This window comes from Streptomyces bugieae, from assembly GCF_036352915.1.
Taxonomy (GTDB): Bacteria; Actinomycetota; Actinomycetes; order Streptomycetales; family Streptomycetaceae; genus Streptomyces; species Streptomyces endophytica.
This window is the reverse complement of sequence record NZ_JAZBJP010000001.1, coordinates 62,301-76,510: the sequence shown is the minus strand read 5'-3', so window position 1 is coordinate 76,510 and position 14,210 is coordinate 62,301. Positions and strand designations below refer to the sequence as shown.

General features: G+C 68.2%; 16 protein-coding genes and 1 pseudogene. 10 read left to right on the top strand and 7 right to left on the bottom strand.

Annotated features, from left to right (window positions below):
- Positions 1 to 66: 66 nt before the first annotated feature.
- The gene (locus V2J85_RS00390; RefSeq protein WP_330820253.1) at positions 67 to 609 is read right to left on the bottom strand and encodes a DM13 domain-containing protein; all 543 of its coding nucleotides are present in this window, start codon (positions 607 to 609) and stop codon (positions 67 to 69) included.
- Between the two features lie 371 nt (positions 610 to 980).
- On the bottom strand, positions 981 to 2,063 hold the full coding sequence (locus V2J85_RS00385) for an alpha/beta fold hydrolase (protein ID WP_330820732.1): 1,083 nt from the start codon (positions 2,061 to 2,063) through the stop codon (positions 981 to 983).
- A gap of 117 nt (positions 2,064 to 2,180) precedes the next feature.
- On the opposite strand from V2J85_RS00385, the pseudogene V2J85_RS00380 reads away from it, so the two are divergent.
- A pseudogene (locus V2J85_RS00380) lies at positions 2,181 to 2,324 on the top strand (DUF5996 family protein); the annotation flags it as partial.
- Positions 2,325 to 2,732: 408 nt separating this feature from the next.
- Here V2J85_RS00380 and sigJ read toward each other — a convergent pair.
- A complete protein-coding gene (gene sigJ, locus V2J85_RS00375; RefSeq protein WP_330820252.1) occupies positions 2,733 to 3,650 on the bottom strand; it encodes an RNA polymerase sigma factor SigJ in 918 nt (305 codons plus the stop codon).
- Positions 3,651 to 3,751: 101 nt separating this feature from the next.
- Here sigJ and V2J85_RS00370 point away from each other — a divergent pair, with 101 nt between their 5' ends.
- Together V2J85_RS00370 and V2J85_RS00365 are read left to right on the top strand one after the other, a co-directional pair.
- Positions 3,752 to 4,132: a hypothetical protein gene (locus V2J85_RS00370; RefSeq protein WP_330820251.1), complete on the top strand. Its 381-nt coding sequence runs from the start codon at positions 3,752 to 3,754 to the stop codon at positions 4,130 to 4,132.
- Between the two features lie 398 nt (positions 4,133 to 4,530).
- Positions 4,531 to 4,977, top strand: coding sequence for a hypothetical protein (locus V2J85_RS00365; RefSeq protein ID WP_261953704.1), 447 nt, complete (start codon positions 4,531 to 4,533; stop codon positions 4,975 to 4,977).
- Positions 4,978 to 5,155: 178 nt separating this feature from the next.
- Here V2J85_RS00365 and V2J85_RS00360 read toward each other — a convergent pair whose 3' ends face one another.
- Positions 5,156 to 5,803 carry a peroxiredoxin-like family protein gene (locus V2J85_RS00360; protein WP_330820250.1) on the bottom strand — a complete coding sequence of 216 codons (648 nt, stop codon included), beginning with the start codon at positions 5,801 to 5,803 and terminating at the stop codon, positions 5,156 to 5,158.
- 134 nt (positions 5,804 to 5,937) lie between these two features.
- On the opposite strand from V2J85_RS00360, the gene V2J85_RS00355 reads away from it, so the two are divergent.
- The 5 genes from V2J85_RS00355 to V2J85_RS00335 all read left to right on the top strand — a co-directional run bounded on the left by V2J85_RS00355 (position 5,938) and on the right by V2J85_RS00335 (position 9,405).
- Positions 5,938 to 6,546: a TetR/AcrR family transcriptional regulator gene (locus V2J85_RS00355; protein ID WP_330820249.1), complete on the top strand. Its 609-nt coding sequence runs from the start codon at positions 5,938 to 5,940 to the stop codon at positions 6,544 to 6,546.
- Between the two features lie 120 nt (positions 6,547 to 6,666).
- A complete protein-coding gene (locus V2J85_RS00350; RefSeq protein ID WP_330820248.1) occupies positions 6,667 to 7,203 on the top strand; it encodes a hypothetical protein in 537 nt (178 codons plus the stop codon).
- 304 nt (positions 7,204 to 7,507) lie between these two features.
- The gene (locus V2J85_RS00345) at positions 7,508 to 7,951 is read left to right on the top strand and encodes a helix-turn-helix transcriptional regulator (RefSeq protein ID WP_261953708.1); all 444 of its coding nucleotides are present in this window, start codon (positions 7,508 to 7,510) and stop codon (positions 7,949 to 7,951) included.
- Positions 7,952 to 8,013: 62 nt separating this feature from the next.
- Positions 8,014 to 8,496 (top strand): iron chaperone, encoded by a 483-nt coding sequence (locus V2J85_RS00340; RefSeq protein ID WP_330820247.1) that lies wholly within the window; start codon positions 8,014 to 8,016, stop codon positions 8,494 to 8,496.
- A 243-nt stretch (positions 8,497 to 8,739) separates the two neighbouring features.
- Positions 8,740 to 9,405 (top strand): nitroreductase, encoded by a 666-nt coding sequence (locus V2J85_RS00335; RefSeq protein WP_261953710.1) that lies wholly within the window; start codon positions 8,740 to 8,742, stop codon positions 9,403 to 9,405.
- A 140-nt stretch (positions 9,406 to 9,545) separates the two neighbouring features.
- On the opposite strand, the gene V2J85_RS00330 is transcribed toward V2J85_RS00335, so the two are convergent.
- Positions 9,546 to 10,199, bottom strand: coding sequence for a TetR/AcrR family transcriptional regulator (locus V2J85_RS00330; protein ID WP_261953711.1), 654 nt, complete (start codon positions 10,197 to 10,199; stop codon positions 9,546 to 9,548).
- Between the two features lie 105 nt (positions 10,200 to 10,304).
- Between V2J85_RS00330 and V2J85_RS00325 the strand changes: the two genes are divergently transcribed.
- On the top strand, positions 10,305 to 11,240 hold the full coding sequence (locus V2J85_RS00325) for a zinc-binding dehydrogenase (RefSeq protein ID WP_330820246.1): 936 nt from the start codon (positions 10,305 to 10,307) through the stop codon (positions 11,238 to 11,240).
- 95 nt (positions 11,241 to 11,335) lie between these two features.
- On the opposite strand, the gene V2J85_RS00320 is transcribed toward V2J85_RS00325, so the two are convergent.
- Complete coding sequence (locus tag V2J85_RS00320; protein ID WP_330820245.1) at positions 11,336 to 11,968, bottom strand: HAD family hydrolase; 633 nt, start codon at positions 11,966 to 11,968, stop codon at positions 11,336 to 11,338.
- Positions 11,969 to 11,972: 4 nt separating this feature from the next.
- A complete protein-coding gene (locus tag V2J85_RS00315; protein ID WP_330820244.1) occupies positions 11,973 to 12,731 on the bottom strand; it encodes a DeoR/GlpR family DNA-binding transcription regulator in 759 nt (252 codons plus the stop codon).
- Positions 12,732 to 12,805: 74 nt separating this feature from the next.
- Between V2J85_RS00315 and V2J85_RS00310 the strand changes: the two genes are divergently transcribed.
- Entirely contained in the window at positions 12,806 to 14,005 is a 1,200-nt protein-coding gene (locus V2J85_RS00310) for an MFS transporter (RefSeq protein WP_330820243.1), read from the top strand.
- The last annotated feature ends 205 nt before the right edge of the window (positions 14,006 to 14,210 follow it).

Sequence of the window (14,210 nt, the reverse complement as noted above, 5' to 3'; positions counted from 1 at the left end):
GACGACGAGGACACGGTGGCCGGGTGCGGTCAGGGACCAGGCATCCGAGGTGGGTTGCCCACGGCGTCAGTTCGCAGCCGAAGAGAGATTGGCGGCGCCGAAGGAGACCGAGAACCTCGCGCACCAGATCACGGCGGAGCGGAACTTCGACAGGTCCGTGCCGTTCGGGACGGCATAGTTCTGGTTGCCGAGGTTGCCCTTGAGCTTCCCCAGCTCGACCGCCCCGTCGCCGAGTCCCGTCTTCACCTCGTCGGCGTCCCGGGTCGAGAGGTAGACACGTACATCGGGTCCTTCCGAGGTCTTTAGGTCCTCCAGCCGCAGTACCTGGCCGCCGTCCGTCAGCCGCACGGTGCGGGCGGTACCGCTCGTGGCGTGCTCATGCGCGACGAAGTGCCCCTGGGCGAGGTACTGGGGTTCTGACGGCTGGGCGGTGGAGGTGTCCGGCTTCTTCATCGCGGTTGCGGAGGCGCTCGGTGGCGCCTCGTTCACGGTGGTGTTGGTGAACGCCTTCCACGGTTGGAAGAGGGCGAGCCCGAAGCCGGCGGCGAGCAGCAGGACGATGAGGGTGGGTGCGAGGGTACGACGGGACAGCCGAAAACGGTCCGGCACAGGGGCCTCCTGAGGTGCGGTGCGGGGCGACCCGGCGGCCACCCCCATCACGCGCCCAGGAAACCAGGGCAGGCCGCGTCGGGGGCCGCTGTGGAGTTCACCGTAAGCCTCCGGTAATCACGTCCCGTGGTGCGGACCAGAGACAGGGTGCCTTGACGGTCCGCCGGGCCGGAATCCACGGCTGGCCGCGTGGGTGACTCACGGCACGGTCCAGAGCGGTGGAGAACTCGGCCGCGATGGTGGCCATGTCACGAGAGTGAGTCCCGGTCAGCTTCATCAAGAAGAAGCCGGCCCTGCAGACGTCGTCGGACCTCTTTCTCTCCGATGAATGAGCCGCGGACACCTCCGGCGCCTCACCGAGCTGGTCATCCTCACTTCGATGGCTGCCGCTCGGTCTCGCGAAACCCATCGACGTCCACGACGGCCTGAGCGAAGGCCTCAGGTGCTTCCTGAGGCACATTGTGTCCGATGCCCCGCAAAGTCCGGTGCGCATATCGACCACTGAACTTGTCGCGATAGGACGAGCCGCCACCCGCGGGCGTGAAGGGGTCGGTCCCGCCGTCCAGGGTGATCGTGGGCACGGTGATCACAGGGCTCTCGGCGAGGCGTCGTTCGAGATCGTCATAGCGCGGATCCCCCTCGGCCAGGCTCAGCCGCCAGCGGTAGTTATGGATCACGATGCTGACATAATCCGGATTGCTGAATGATGCCGCGGTGCGATCGAACGTGGCTTCATCGAAATTCCAGGTCGGAGAATTGAATTTCCACACCAGCTTTGCCAATTCGCTCCGGTTCTGCTCGAGGCCGAGCCGTCCTCTTTCTGTGGCGAAGTAGTACTGATACCACCATGCCCATTCGAGCTTCGGCGGCAGCGGCTTCTTGTTGGCCGCACGGTTCGTGATCAGATATCCGCTCACGGATACCAGCCCCTTTACCCGTTCCGGCCACAAGGCGGCAATGATGTCCGCGGTCCGCGATCCCCAGTCGTAACCGGCAAGAATTGCCTTGTCGATCCGCAAAGCATCCATCAATGCGATGATGTCGAGCGCGAATACCGACTGCTGGGCGTTCCGGAACGTCTTGCCCGACAGGAAACGCGTCGTGCCGTAGCCACGCAGGTACGGGACGATGACCCGGTATCCCCTGGCCGCGAGTAATGGCGCGACCCTAACGTAGCTATGGATGTCGTAGGGCCAGCCGTGCAGAAGAATGACTGCGGGGCCGCGGGCCGGGCCCGCTTCCGCGTATCCCACATTCAGGACGCCGGCCCTGACCTGCTTCAACGGGCCGAAAGACGGTTCCGTCGCCGGGTTCTTCCTTCTGCGGTCGGCCGCCGGCGAAGCCTGGTTGTGGGCGCTGGACACGGCCCTGGAACAGGCCGGTGAAAGGACAGCCGCCGAAACCGCGGCCACTCCCCGGCCGACGGCCTTCCCGAGAGTTCTCCTACTGATCATGTCCATACTTCCCGTGAAGCTGTGGTCAGCCCTCACTCGGGTTTCGTCGCTGTGAATGCAGGAAATCCCTACCCGGTTCGGCAGCCGACGCATCGCCGGTCACGGTAACGCCAGGCCATCGGACGAAGGCTGTGCGACCGTGTCGGTGACGGAAGCCGCCGCGAGCTGGCGCTGGAGCCCAAACCGGTAGCCCAGTTCTACGCCGAGACCATGGGGGCACTGGGATTGCTGGGCATTCGGACGCGCATATACCCGCAGCCCAACGAGGTGGACTCGGCGATCCCGTCCGCGGGCGACTACCGGCACGCCTCCTACGACCCGATGCCGTGCGACTGTTCTGGGGCCAACTGCTTCAGGCGTACCGGGTGTTCGGGGAGTTCGGACCCATTTCGTCGGCAAGGACAGCCCCGTCCAACCCATGCTATGACGCCGCAGTTGATCCAACTTGTCATGCCCAGAAACGCAACCGGCGCCACTGACATACCAGTGCCCCAGAGCCGCCACTCGACGCCAAGGCCAACCGTCTTACCCGCACCGTCGGGGCGGAACGCTCCCACGCCGACTCACGCGCCCACGCACTCAAGCGCCAGGCACGTCCGCCCCCGGCGGGAACCTCGGTCCAGGACGGCTGTACCCAACCAACGACGAATCTCCCACTCAGGACACCAGCTATCCCTCCCGCGCCCACGGCCGCAGCTTCTCCGGGTTGCGGACCGCCCAGATCCGGGTGACGCGCCCGGCGGAGACGTCGAACGAGGCCACGGTCACGACGACGCCGGCACGCCGGGCCACCAGGCCCGGCACGCCGTTGACCGATCGCTCCAGGAGTTCGAGCCCGGGAGTCTTGTCGGCAATGGCGACCATGTACTGGGCGATGCGCGCGCCGCCCTCGACCGGGTGCAGGACGGTGCCGACCATGCCGCCACCGTCGGCGGTCATCACGGCGGCCGGGTTGAGGAGACCGACGAGGGCTGCGATGTCCTTGTTCTCCCAGGCCTCTTTGACGTGCCTCACCACGTCTGCCTGGCCGGTCGCCGTCACCGGAACGCTCGCGGCGCCCACCCGCCGCCGGGCAGAGGCCGCCAGCTGTTTGCAGGCCGCAGGGGTCCGGTCGAGGACGTCGGCGATCTCGGCGAACGGGTAACGGAAGACGTCGTGCAGGACGAACGCCACCCGCTCGGCGGGCGTCATCGACTCCAGGACGACGAGGAAGGCCATGGCCACCGACTCGTCCCGGACGATCTGGTCGGCGGGGTCCGGAGGGCCGGCGGGGTTGGCGCCGCCCGCGGGGTCCCACTCGGTGCGGTCGGGCAGCGGCTCGGGCAGCCACGCGCCGACATAGCGTTCACGGCGGGCCCGCGCCGAGCCGAGCAGGTCCAGGCAGATCCGGCTGGTCACCGTCGTCAGCCAGGCGCCGGGGGACAAGATCTCCTCCTGCCGGCTGCGCGGCAACCCGTACCAGCGTGTGTAGGCATCCTGTACGGCGTCCTCGGCCTCGGTCACCGAACCGAGCAACCGGTAAGCGACATTGATCAGTTGGCGTCGCTCGCCGATTACCTCGTCTGCGCTGGTCCCGACAGTCCCCATGCTTCCGGCCGCCCCCTCGCCTTACCTTTCGCAGGCCCGCGTCGTCGGGTTGGTGAGACCTTACCGATCTACTGCCCGAGGGCGGAAAAGGGGACCGTGACATGGCCACTCAGGTAACGGCGACGGCGGCGGCGAACGCACAGCGCGGCTCCTCGTTCCTGCGGATCGTGATCGCCCTGCAGACCCTGACCATCTTCGTTCAGGCGGTCTCCGCCGGCCTGTTGCTGACCTCGTCCTACGGCGAGACGCTGCACAGTGTCGGAGCCCGTGTGATGTACGGGGCGTCGATGCTGTACGTGCTCGCGGCGGTCCTGGCGTGGAAGCCGGGCGGCGGCTCGCCCCGGCCTGTCTGGCATGCCTCCGGTTTCCTCGCCCTCGCCTCGGTCCAGGTCGTGCTCGGCATCGCGCACGTCCCGTCGGTCCATCTCCCCCTGGGCGTCTTGATGTTCGGCCTGAGCGTGCTGTCGCTGGCCCGGCGCTGAGGGGGCGGGGTGGGTCATCTTCCATGAGCACGCAGGAGACATCCATGGCCGCGGGCCACGGCTGTGAGCGGGGCGCGGGGGTCGCCGTCCGCGGTGGCCTCGCGCAGCTGCTCGTTCAGCTGGAGGGAGGGAACAGGTTTCCTCGTGCTCGCCGCAGGCCGCCGAGTCCGTTAGATGACCATTCTTGGTGATGCCGGGCCTGGCTCAGGCGAATTCTGCGATGCGCATGGAGATTCGCAGGTCAGCGCTGACATCGCGATAGTGTCCGATTGGTCTGAGCCGTAACCAATTTGGCAGTTTCTTGTCTTTTACGATGTCTGGGCCGTCCCTGATGGTGAGACCTGCACCGGTGGCGACATGCCAACGGTGGAGGCCGCAAGAGACAGGAAGCCCTGCACATGGCTCCGATCCCTGTTAAGCCAGGCATCTACAAGATCCACGCCCACATCATCGGCCCGACCTCCCTGGTAACAGCCACCGAGTACGCCACGAAGAACGGCGCCCCGGTCATCACCGACCGGCTGAACCCCCTGCCCATCGAGCAGGAATGGACCATCGAACCCACTGAGCCCGTGCCAGGGGCTCCGTATGTGATCCACCTCGCCTATCACGAGGGAGCTGGACTCGTGACCCCCGAGGACAGGCTCTGGGTCAACAGCGTTCCGCGCGACGAATGGGCACAGTTCACGTTCGAGAGGGTGATCGGCGGGGTCAAGATCCTTTCGGGTAACGGTCTCGCCCTGCGCTCCGGTCACCGCGGCGCACAGATCGAACTCGTCAAGCCCGCGCCCGAGTTCCAAGAGACGTGGACCCTGGAATTCGTGAGGCCACTCGACGAGGAGTAGCCAGCAGCCCATGGGGCGACCCGGAACGGGCAGTCGGGTCGCTCCACCCCTGGGGCGTCTGATCAGCAGCGACACGGGCGGGTGCATCCAGTGAAAGCAGCGCCGCTGTGGCCGCACTGTTGCCGGCTGTGTGCGCCTTCTACTGGAGGCCGGGCCGGCCGGCTGCCGGCCGGTCACGTCACGTCAGCGAGTTGAGCGCAGACACGATGTCGGACGGTTCGGCTCGCACGGTGTAGTCGGTCGACACGAATGCCCACCGGATGACGCCGGTCCGGTCGATGACGTAGGTGGCGGGCAGCGGCAGCGTGCGGGCATTGCTGCTGTTGACGCGCTGCAGGTCGAAGCCGAGTTGGTCGTAGAGGTCGCCGAGTTCCTCCGAGAGGTCGAAGGCGATGCCGAACGCCTTGGCCACCTCGGAGCCGTCATCGCTCAGGACCTCGAAGGCGAGCTGCTCCTTCTCGATGAGGGAAAGCGACTCGTCGGGGATCTGGGGCGAGATGGCCACCAGTCGTGCACCACAGGCAGCTATTGCATCGTGGTGCTGCTGCAGCGCGCGGAGGGCGAGGTTGCAGTACGGGCACCACGCGCCGCGGTAGAAGGTCAGCACCACAGGCCCGTCCGCAAGCAGGCTGTCCAGCGTGACCTCCCTCCCTGTGGCTGAGGGGAGCGTGAACCGCGGAGCCTGGGCGCCCACGCCAACTGCACGTCCCGCCATGCCGGTTGCGGCGAGTTCTCGCGCGCCACGATCCATGATCTCCAGCGCGTCCGCGGAAAGCTTGTGGTGCTTGGTCTCGAACAGCTCCTGAAGCTCATCACGAAGGCTCATGTCCAGGATCCTCTCTCCGGAAAAACCCGGAACGCTCGTTCCAGGATGGGGCGTTGACCACAATGATCGGGTAGTGGCGTCCGCGTCAAGGGCTATCCTGAAACGAACATTCCAGGACCGGAGAGCAGTAACGCATGCCCGACATCAAGCACTTCGACCCCGACAACGCACTCGAACGCGCCGAGCGACTCTTCTGGCAGCACGGCGCCGCCAAGGCATCGATCCAGGCGGTCACCGTCGCGACGGGCCTCAACCGCTCAAGCCTCTACGCCACGTTCGGCGGGAAACGAGAGCTCTACCTGGCCACCCTGCGCCGCTACGTCCACCACCGCGCGCGGCCGGCGCAAAGGTGGCTTACGGAGGACGGCCGTGGGCTGCCGGCCATCCGGGAGTTCTTCAGCGCACTGATCACGGCGCGCTGCTCGGGCGAGCACGCGGGCTGGGGCTGCATGCTCGTCAACGCTCATACTGACGCCGATCACACCGATCCCGAGATTCGCACCCTGCTCGACGAGCACCATCGGCAACTGCGGGACGCCATGCACGACGCCCTCCAAAATGCGCGCGAGCAGGGGCAGTTGGCTCCAGGAGTCTCAGTCGAGGCCGCTGCCGAGGGCCTGGTTCTCCTCGCTTATGGGGTGAACGTCCGCTCCCGCAATGGGGCCGACGCCGACTCGCTGCTCAGCACCGTCACCGCCACCCTTGGGCTGCTCGGCGCGCAGCATGCGGCTGAGAGGGACTAACAGCGTGGGGCCGTTCGCTGCCATTCCCCGTCCGGGACTGCTCGTTGGACAGTTTGCGAGGACGGCAGTCGGCCCACGGCGGCTGATTACGGCTCTGCCGCGGCGATATACCGTGTGGCCATGTCGGCGTTCATACAACAGCTCCCCGCACTGATCGGTGTGGTAATTGGAGCCCTGGGATCGTACTTGGCCAGCACGCGCGGCGACCAAGCCCGCTTCCGTCGTGAGCAGGCGGCCCGTTGGGAAGAGCGACGACTGACGGCCTACGCCGACTACGCCAGGTCGCTGAAGAAAAGTGTCACCCTGGCATACCGGATCGCGGCACACCTGGGCAACGACCCTCACCCGCACCCCCTGTCACCCGAGGAAGCGGCGCCTCACCTGGCCGATGCCACTGATGCCCGGGACCCCGCCGGGGAGGCACTGTTGATGCTCGGCACCCCGGATGTGGTGCAGAAAGCCCGCGAATGGGTCGTCGTGGTGATGGAGATGGAAGGGTTCCTGCGCGACCGGACTCATAGCCCGGAATCCTGGTCCACCATGCTTCAGCGCCAACGCACGGCCCGTGAGGGGTACTACGCCGCCGTCCGCCGTGACCTGGCGCTCCCACCTGGCCATTCCGGGGACTGGCGACTTGCCCGGCCCCAGACTCCCTGAGTACCCACGGCCATGGCGGCCCGTGGCCGTCGAGCTCGGGGCGTCAAGCCTGAGCGTTTTCGGCCTTCGCCGCCGAATGGTGCGCCGTGCTCAGCAGCACCCCCACCTCACCCCACATGAACGTCCCGGCGTGGCCGGTCGATCAGGAATCGAGAAGCGCGGGACAACAAGCCGCTTCTAGCCTGCTCGTCATGGACATCACGATTCACACGAGCTCCCTGCCGCACGACACTGGGGTGTCTGTCTTGGCAGGCCCCAGGGGCTCGTGAGCGTCGATGGAAGAGGAAAGAAGGGGGATTGCTTCATGTGTCTGCCCGAGTGGCGACGTGCACGCGTGGAGGCGCAGCGTCTGACCGATTTTGCGCGGCTGCGCCGCGTCCGCGACCGAATCGACAGGGAGTACGCGCAGCCGCTGAATGTGGAGGCGCTCGCCGTCGAGGTGAACATGTCGGCCGGGCACCTCAGCCGGCAGTTCCGGGCCGCCTACGGCCAGTCGCCGTACGCGTACCTGATGACGTGTCGCATCGAGCGGGCCACGGCGCTGCTGCGGCGCGGCGACCTCAGCGTCACCGAGGTCTGCTGCGCGGTCGGCTCCGCGTCGCCGGGTACGTTCAGCACCCGCTTCACCGAGTTGGTCGGCATGGCGCCCGGGGCGTTCCGGCGCCTCGCGGTGGAAGCGACGGCCGACCGTGCCGATGCCACAGGCTCGCTGCCCCTCGCGCCGTCCGCGGCGTGTGCACCGTCCTGACTCCCGGCTCCGAACTCCCGCCCAACCTGCCTCATCATCCCCAAAACGAGAGGAAATCTGCCATGCAGCACACCAAGTCGCCTGCCGAGAACTCCGGCACGGCCGCCGAGCAGGACAACGGATTCACCGCCGAGGAGCGGGCCGCGATGAAGGAGCACGCGCAGGAGCAGAAGAAGACGGCGGCGCGGCGCGGTTCGCGGGCGGAGAAGGAGGCGGCAGCGGAGCGGGATGTGCTCGCCAAGATCGCGGAGATGCCGGAGGCGGACCGGGTCCTCGCCGAACGCATCCACGCCATCGTCAAGGCTGCCGCCCCGGACCTCACGCCCAAGCTCTGGTACGGGATGCCCGCCTACGCCAGGGACGGCAAGGTCATCTGCCACTTCCAGAGCGCGCAGAAGTTCAAGTCCAGGTACGCCACGCTCGGATTCAGCGACCAGGCGGCGCTCGACGACGGCACCATGTGGCCGGCCGCGTACGCCCTGAAGGAGCTGACCGCGGCCGACGAACAGCGCATCAGCACGCTCGTCAAGAAGGCGGTCGGCTGAGGCCAGTCGGGGCAAATCTCCCCCCGGGATGCGTGACCGTCTCGTTCACCCGGCTCGTCGCCGGCCGCACCCACGAACGCTCTTCCTCAACCGATTGCCAAGCTCCGGCCCGTACCAGCTGGATCCCGCCATTCGACGGGCGAGTTCGACGTAGGCGGCGACATCCTTGACCGTATGGCCAGGCAGTCTGTGCAGGGTGACCACGGTAGAGGTGGTGTGTGGTGAGTGAGGGGATGAGCAGACGTGGATGTGTATGAGGCCGTGGCCAGTCGCCGGGCCGTGCGGGCCTTCAGCGATGAGCCGGTGTCCATGGAGATACTCGAAGGAGTGCTGGCTGCGGCGGCGCGGGCTCCGTCGAGTGGCAACCTCCAGCCGTGGCATGTGTATGTCGTGACCGGCGGGCCCTTGGCTGAACTGAAGAGGCGCGCGACAGCCCGGGCACTGGCCGGAGACCCGGGGGATGAGCGGGAGTATCCGATGTACCCGGCCGAACTGACCGCGCCCTATCGGGACCGCTTCTCCGCTGCGGCCGCCCAGCGGTACAAGGCGCTGGGAATCGAGCGCGACGACCCTGACAGGCCCATGAAGATCGCCGCCTTGAACTCGGCGGCGTTCGGGGCGCCGGTCGTACTGTTCTGCTACCTCGACCGGACGATGGGACCCGGGCAGTGGGCGGACGCGGGGATGTACCTGCAGACGGTCATGCTGTTGCTGCGGGCGGAAGGGTTGCACAGCTGCCCCCAGGTGATGTGGACGGTGTATCGCAAGACCGTCAGCGACATCGTCGGAGCTGATGACGGGCTCGTGCTGTTCTGCGGTGTCTCCGTGGGATTCGAGAAGGAAGGCGCGCCACGGCTGCGTACCGGCCGGGCGGACATGGCAGAAACAGTGAGCTTCATCGGACGGTGAGGGGCAGAGCCCGGGCCGCCGGGTTCCGGTAGCCCGGGCCGTGGCTGCACGGGCGGTACCGACCGGGCCTACTCGACGGATTCGTCGCCGAGACAGGACTCATCCCGGCCCCGCCGTGACGTCGCCACGCGCCGAGATCCTCAGCAGGTGTGATCGCGGACCATGGCTGCGACACCTGGGATCAGGGCGAACGCTGCGCGCATGTGCGTGGCGAGTGCCTCGCGGTCCTGGGTGGTGGCGTGCGGCACCGACCAGTTCTCCAGGGCGCGGTGCCAGGCAGCCACGAAGAGGTCGAGGAGGAGCCGGAGCCGCGCGCGGTCGGCCGCGGGGGTGCCGAGGCGGTCCCCGACGGTGTTGACGATGGCGGCGGAGACCTCTGCGCAGTGGCGGAGGCTGTGTGCAGCCAGGGTGGGGGTGCGGTCGGCGAGGGCGCGGCTGACCAGGAAGCGGTGCTCCCAGCCGTCGGCCATGGTCTCGACGGCGGTGAAGAGGGCGTTCTCGAAGGCGGTGAGCAGGTCGTCGGCAGGCAACTGTGCGTCGACGAGCACTTCTTGGTAGGCGGCCCACAGCTCCTTCTCAGGGGCGAGGGCGAGGTCTTCCTTGGAGGCAAAGGCGCGGAAGAAGGTGCGCTTGGAGACTTCGACGGCATCGACGATCTCGTCGAGTGTGACCGCCGCGAATCCCCTTTGGGAGAAGAGTTCCAGGGCGGTGTCGACCAGGGCCTGACGGGTGCGCAGCTTCTTGCGCTCGCGCAGTGACTGCGGCGGGTTCGTTGGCTTGGATGCCTGCTCCATGCGCGTAGCCTATCAACCGCTTTTGCCACTTGCACGCTTATGCCACTGAGTGGCACTATCCCCTCGTCGTCGATCTTGCTCGCCGTGACCTGGGAGGCAACTGCCGTGCGCGCACTGACCATTGACCATTCGGCATCGGGACACCTCGCACTCGGGGAGGTGCCCGAACCGCAGCCGGCGGCGCATCAGGCGCTGGTACGGGTGCACTCGTTCTCCCTCAACCACGGAGAAGCCGCGCACGCCATACCCGGGGGCGAAGCGGGCACGGTGCCTGGCTGGGACGCGGCAGGTGTGGTCCTACGGGCCGCGGCAGACGGGTCGGGACCCGCGGCCGGAACCCCCGTAGTCACCCTCGGCGCCGACGGAGCCTGGGCCGAGCTCCGGGCCGTCGACACGGACTGGATCGGCGCCGTGCCAGAGGGCACCGACCTCGGCGCGGTCAGCGCGCTGCCGGTGGCGGCGGGCTCGGCGCTGCGTGGACTACGTCGCCTGGGGCCAATCCTTGGCCGCCGGGTGCTGGTGACCGGCGCCGGGGGTGGTGTGGGAAGGTTCGCCGTGCAACTCGCGGCCCGCGGTGGGGCGCACGTCATCGCGGCGACCAGCGATCCATCCAAGGCAGACGTGCTGCGCGCTCTGGGGGCGGACGAGGTGGTGACCGGTCCGGAGGGACTGGCGTCCATCGAGCCGGTCCATGGGGTGATCGAGCTCGTCGGCGGGTCCGAACTGGTCGCCGCCTACGACACGTTGGCGCCGCACGGCACGCTGGTGGCGATGGGACACGCCTCCGGGGCGGGCGAGCACTTCGAGTTCGGCACCCTCTTCGGAAACGAGGGACGGCACAACCGCACCCTCGCCACCTACTTCCTGCTGGACGACGCGGCAGGGATCGGCACCGACCTGTCCTGGCTCGCCTCCCTCGTGGCACGCGGGGAGCTCGACCCGCAGGTCGGCTGGCGCGGCGACTGGTCACGGGCGGCAGAGGCGACCGAGGCACTCATCGCGCGACGCGTGCGAGGAAAGGCCGTACTTGACGTGTTCTGAACGCCGTGGAGGCAGGAACACCAGCCCCCAACGCCGGTCTTCCCGCCAGCCGTGGCCGGCCCCTGTCGGAGCCCGACGGCCCGCGCTCGATGCGGTCAACATCCCGCTGAGGGGCGGGCGTCCCACCAGGCGAGGGCCTCTCTGAGCCGGGCTGCTGTGGTGAAGAGGTGACCGTGTATGCCGGTTGCCTCGGCGGCCTGGATGTTTTCCTGTCGGTCGTCGACGAAGAGGATGCGATCCGGCTCCTCGTGCAGGGCGTTCAGGCACCACCGGTAGGCATCCGGCTCAGGCTTGGCGTGGCCGATACGGCACGAGAAGGCGCGGACCGGGAAGTGCCGGAGCCAGGGATGGTGCGTTTCGTAGTGTGCGGCCAGCTCCTCGGGGATGTTGGACAGGAGCGCGATCCGGCGGCCGGATGCGGCGAGTTCCTCCACGAAGGCGACCATGGCGTCGTCGACCGCGTTCCAGCTGGCGATATCGGCCTCGATGAGGTCCGTGATCCGGCGACTGTCGAAGCGGGTGTCGAGAGCGTCGGCCAGCCGTTGCCAGTAGCCGGGGCCGGTCACCTCTCCGCGGTCGTAGGGCGGGCGCAGCGCCCAGTACGCCTCCCAGAAGGCCGGGGCGTCGACATCCGCCGTTCGGGCCAGCCGGTCCCTGCCTTCCGCGGACTGGTGGCGGGCGATGACACCGAACAGGTCGAAGAGCAGGGTGGGCGTGGTGCCGGTCATGCGGTCACACCTTCCGTACGGTCACGCCCGCGGCGGCCAGTGCGTCGGCTTCGTCGCCCGGGGCGGCCTCGTCGGTGACGACCGCGTGCAGGGCGGATGCGGGGGCGACGAAGGCGAGGGCGGTGCGGGTGAGTTTGGCGGACTCCGCGACGGCGAGGACGCGGCGGGCCGAGGCGATCGCGGCGCGTTTGACGGCGGCGTCCTCCAGGTCGTAGGCGGTCAGGCCGTCCGTCGCGGTCAGGCCGCAGCAGCCGATGACGGCGGTGTCGAACCGCAGGGCCGCCAGGGACGCCTCGGTCAGGGGGCCGGTCAGTGCCAGCTCGCCCGGCCGGGGCCGGCCGCCGGGCACCAGCAGTGTCAGCTGCGGTGTTCCCGTCAGGGTGTTGACCGCGTGCAGGGACAGCGGCATCACGGTCAGGCGGCGGTGTGCCAGTGCGCGGGCGACTTCCAGGCAGGTGGTACCGCTGTCGAGAACGACGGACTCCCCATCGGCGATCAGCCCGGCGACCTCGGCGGCGATCCGCCGCTTGACCTCCATACCCTCCTGCGCCCGCAGCGCGAAGGGCGGTTCCTCGCCGCGCAGCACCAGGCTTCTGGCCCCACCCCGGTAGCGCTCCAGAACTCCCTGGTCGGCCAGAACCTCCAGGTCGCGGCGGATGGTCATCTCCGAGGCGCCGGTGAGCCCGGCCAGTTCCGCGACGCCCATCCGGCCCGCTTCCCGCACGGCTTCGGTGATCTGCCTCAGTCGGTCTGTACTTCCCATGTGTCAATTTGAACACGTCGCGTGTGGGTAGATCAATCTTTCGAACATGAATCATGTTCGCTATGTTCGTATCCATGGAGAGAACGCTGCGGCGTGGCCGGCTGGCCACCACTGCCTACTTCGTCCTGAACGGCTTCCTCATGGGGATGTGGATCGTCCACATACCCGCCGTCGAGCACCGCGCGGGCATCACCCACGCCGTGCTCGGCTGGCTCCTGCTGCTGCTCGGTGCCGGAGCCTTCGCCGGCATGCAGATCGTCGGCCCGCTCACCGACCGGTTCGGCGCCCGCCGCGTCGTACCGGTCAGCGCGGCACTGTGCAGCACTGCCGTGGTCCTGCCTGGCCTGGCCACCGGCGTCTGGCCGCTAGGGGCGGCGCTGCTGCTGCTCGGCTTCGGCAACGGTTGCCTGGACGTCAGCATGAACGCCCATGCCGTCCAAGTGGAACGCGGCTACCGACGGCCGGTCATGTCGGCTTTCCATGCCATGTTCTCCATCGGTGGCGTCCTGTCCGCGCTGGTCGGTGCGCGCACGCTCAGCTGGGGCGTGGGGCCACCGGCAACCCTCGGCGCGGTGGCCGTCTTCGGCCTCGCCGTATCCGTGCTGGCCGCGCCCGCGCTGCTGCCACCCGAGCGTGCCCGTGCCGCTGAGGCCCCCGCGTCCGAGATGCGGCCGCGACGGCCCCGCATTCGCCGAACTCCCCGGCGCATCTGGGCACTCGCCGCTCTCGCGCTGATGCTCATGCTCTGCGAAGGGGTGGCCAACGACTGGAGCGTGCTCCAGCTGCGGGACGTCCTGGACGCGCCCGCCGCCACCGCCGCCCTCGCCTACGGAGCTTTCGCCACCGCCATGACCGTCGGCCGCCTGCTCACCGACCGGGTGGCCGAGCGGTTCGGCCCCACGGCCGTCCTCCGCTATGGAGCATCCGTCGCCGCACTCGGCCTGATGGTGTCGGCACTGTCCTCGTGGATTCCCCTGGCGCTGATCGGTTGGACCCTGTTCGGGGCCGGGCTGTCCGGCTGCATCCCCCAACTCTTCAGTGCCGCGGGCCACGCCGACCAGGACGCCGCCGGGGCCAATGTCTCCCGCGTCGCCGGCCTCGGCTACCTCGGCATGCTCGCCGGGCCTGCCGTCATCGGACCCCTGACCCGCTTCGTCCCGCTCAACCTCACGTTCTTCCTGCCCGTGACGTTCTGCGTCATCGCCGCCTGCACGGCCGGCATCCTGCGCTCACGCAACAGCGCTCCCAGCCGCCTGGAGGCCGAGCCCGTATGACCGGGACGTGCCAGCCCCGGCCGCTCCGTGGTCAAGTGAATCTTTGAGTCATTGCCCCGATCCAGGGGATGCGGACCTGTCAGGCCCCTCCGTTGTCGCGCGCTCCGGGCGAGCGCCGCGGCCCCTCGACTGGCGCACGGCCGTTTGAGAGTTTCCGTTATGTCCGGAATATTCGTAGAGGGTATGCACGCCTTCCCGTGGCTAC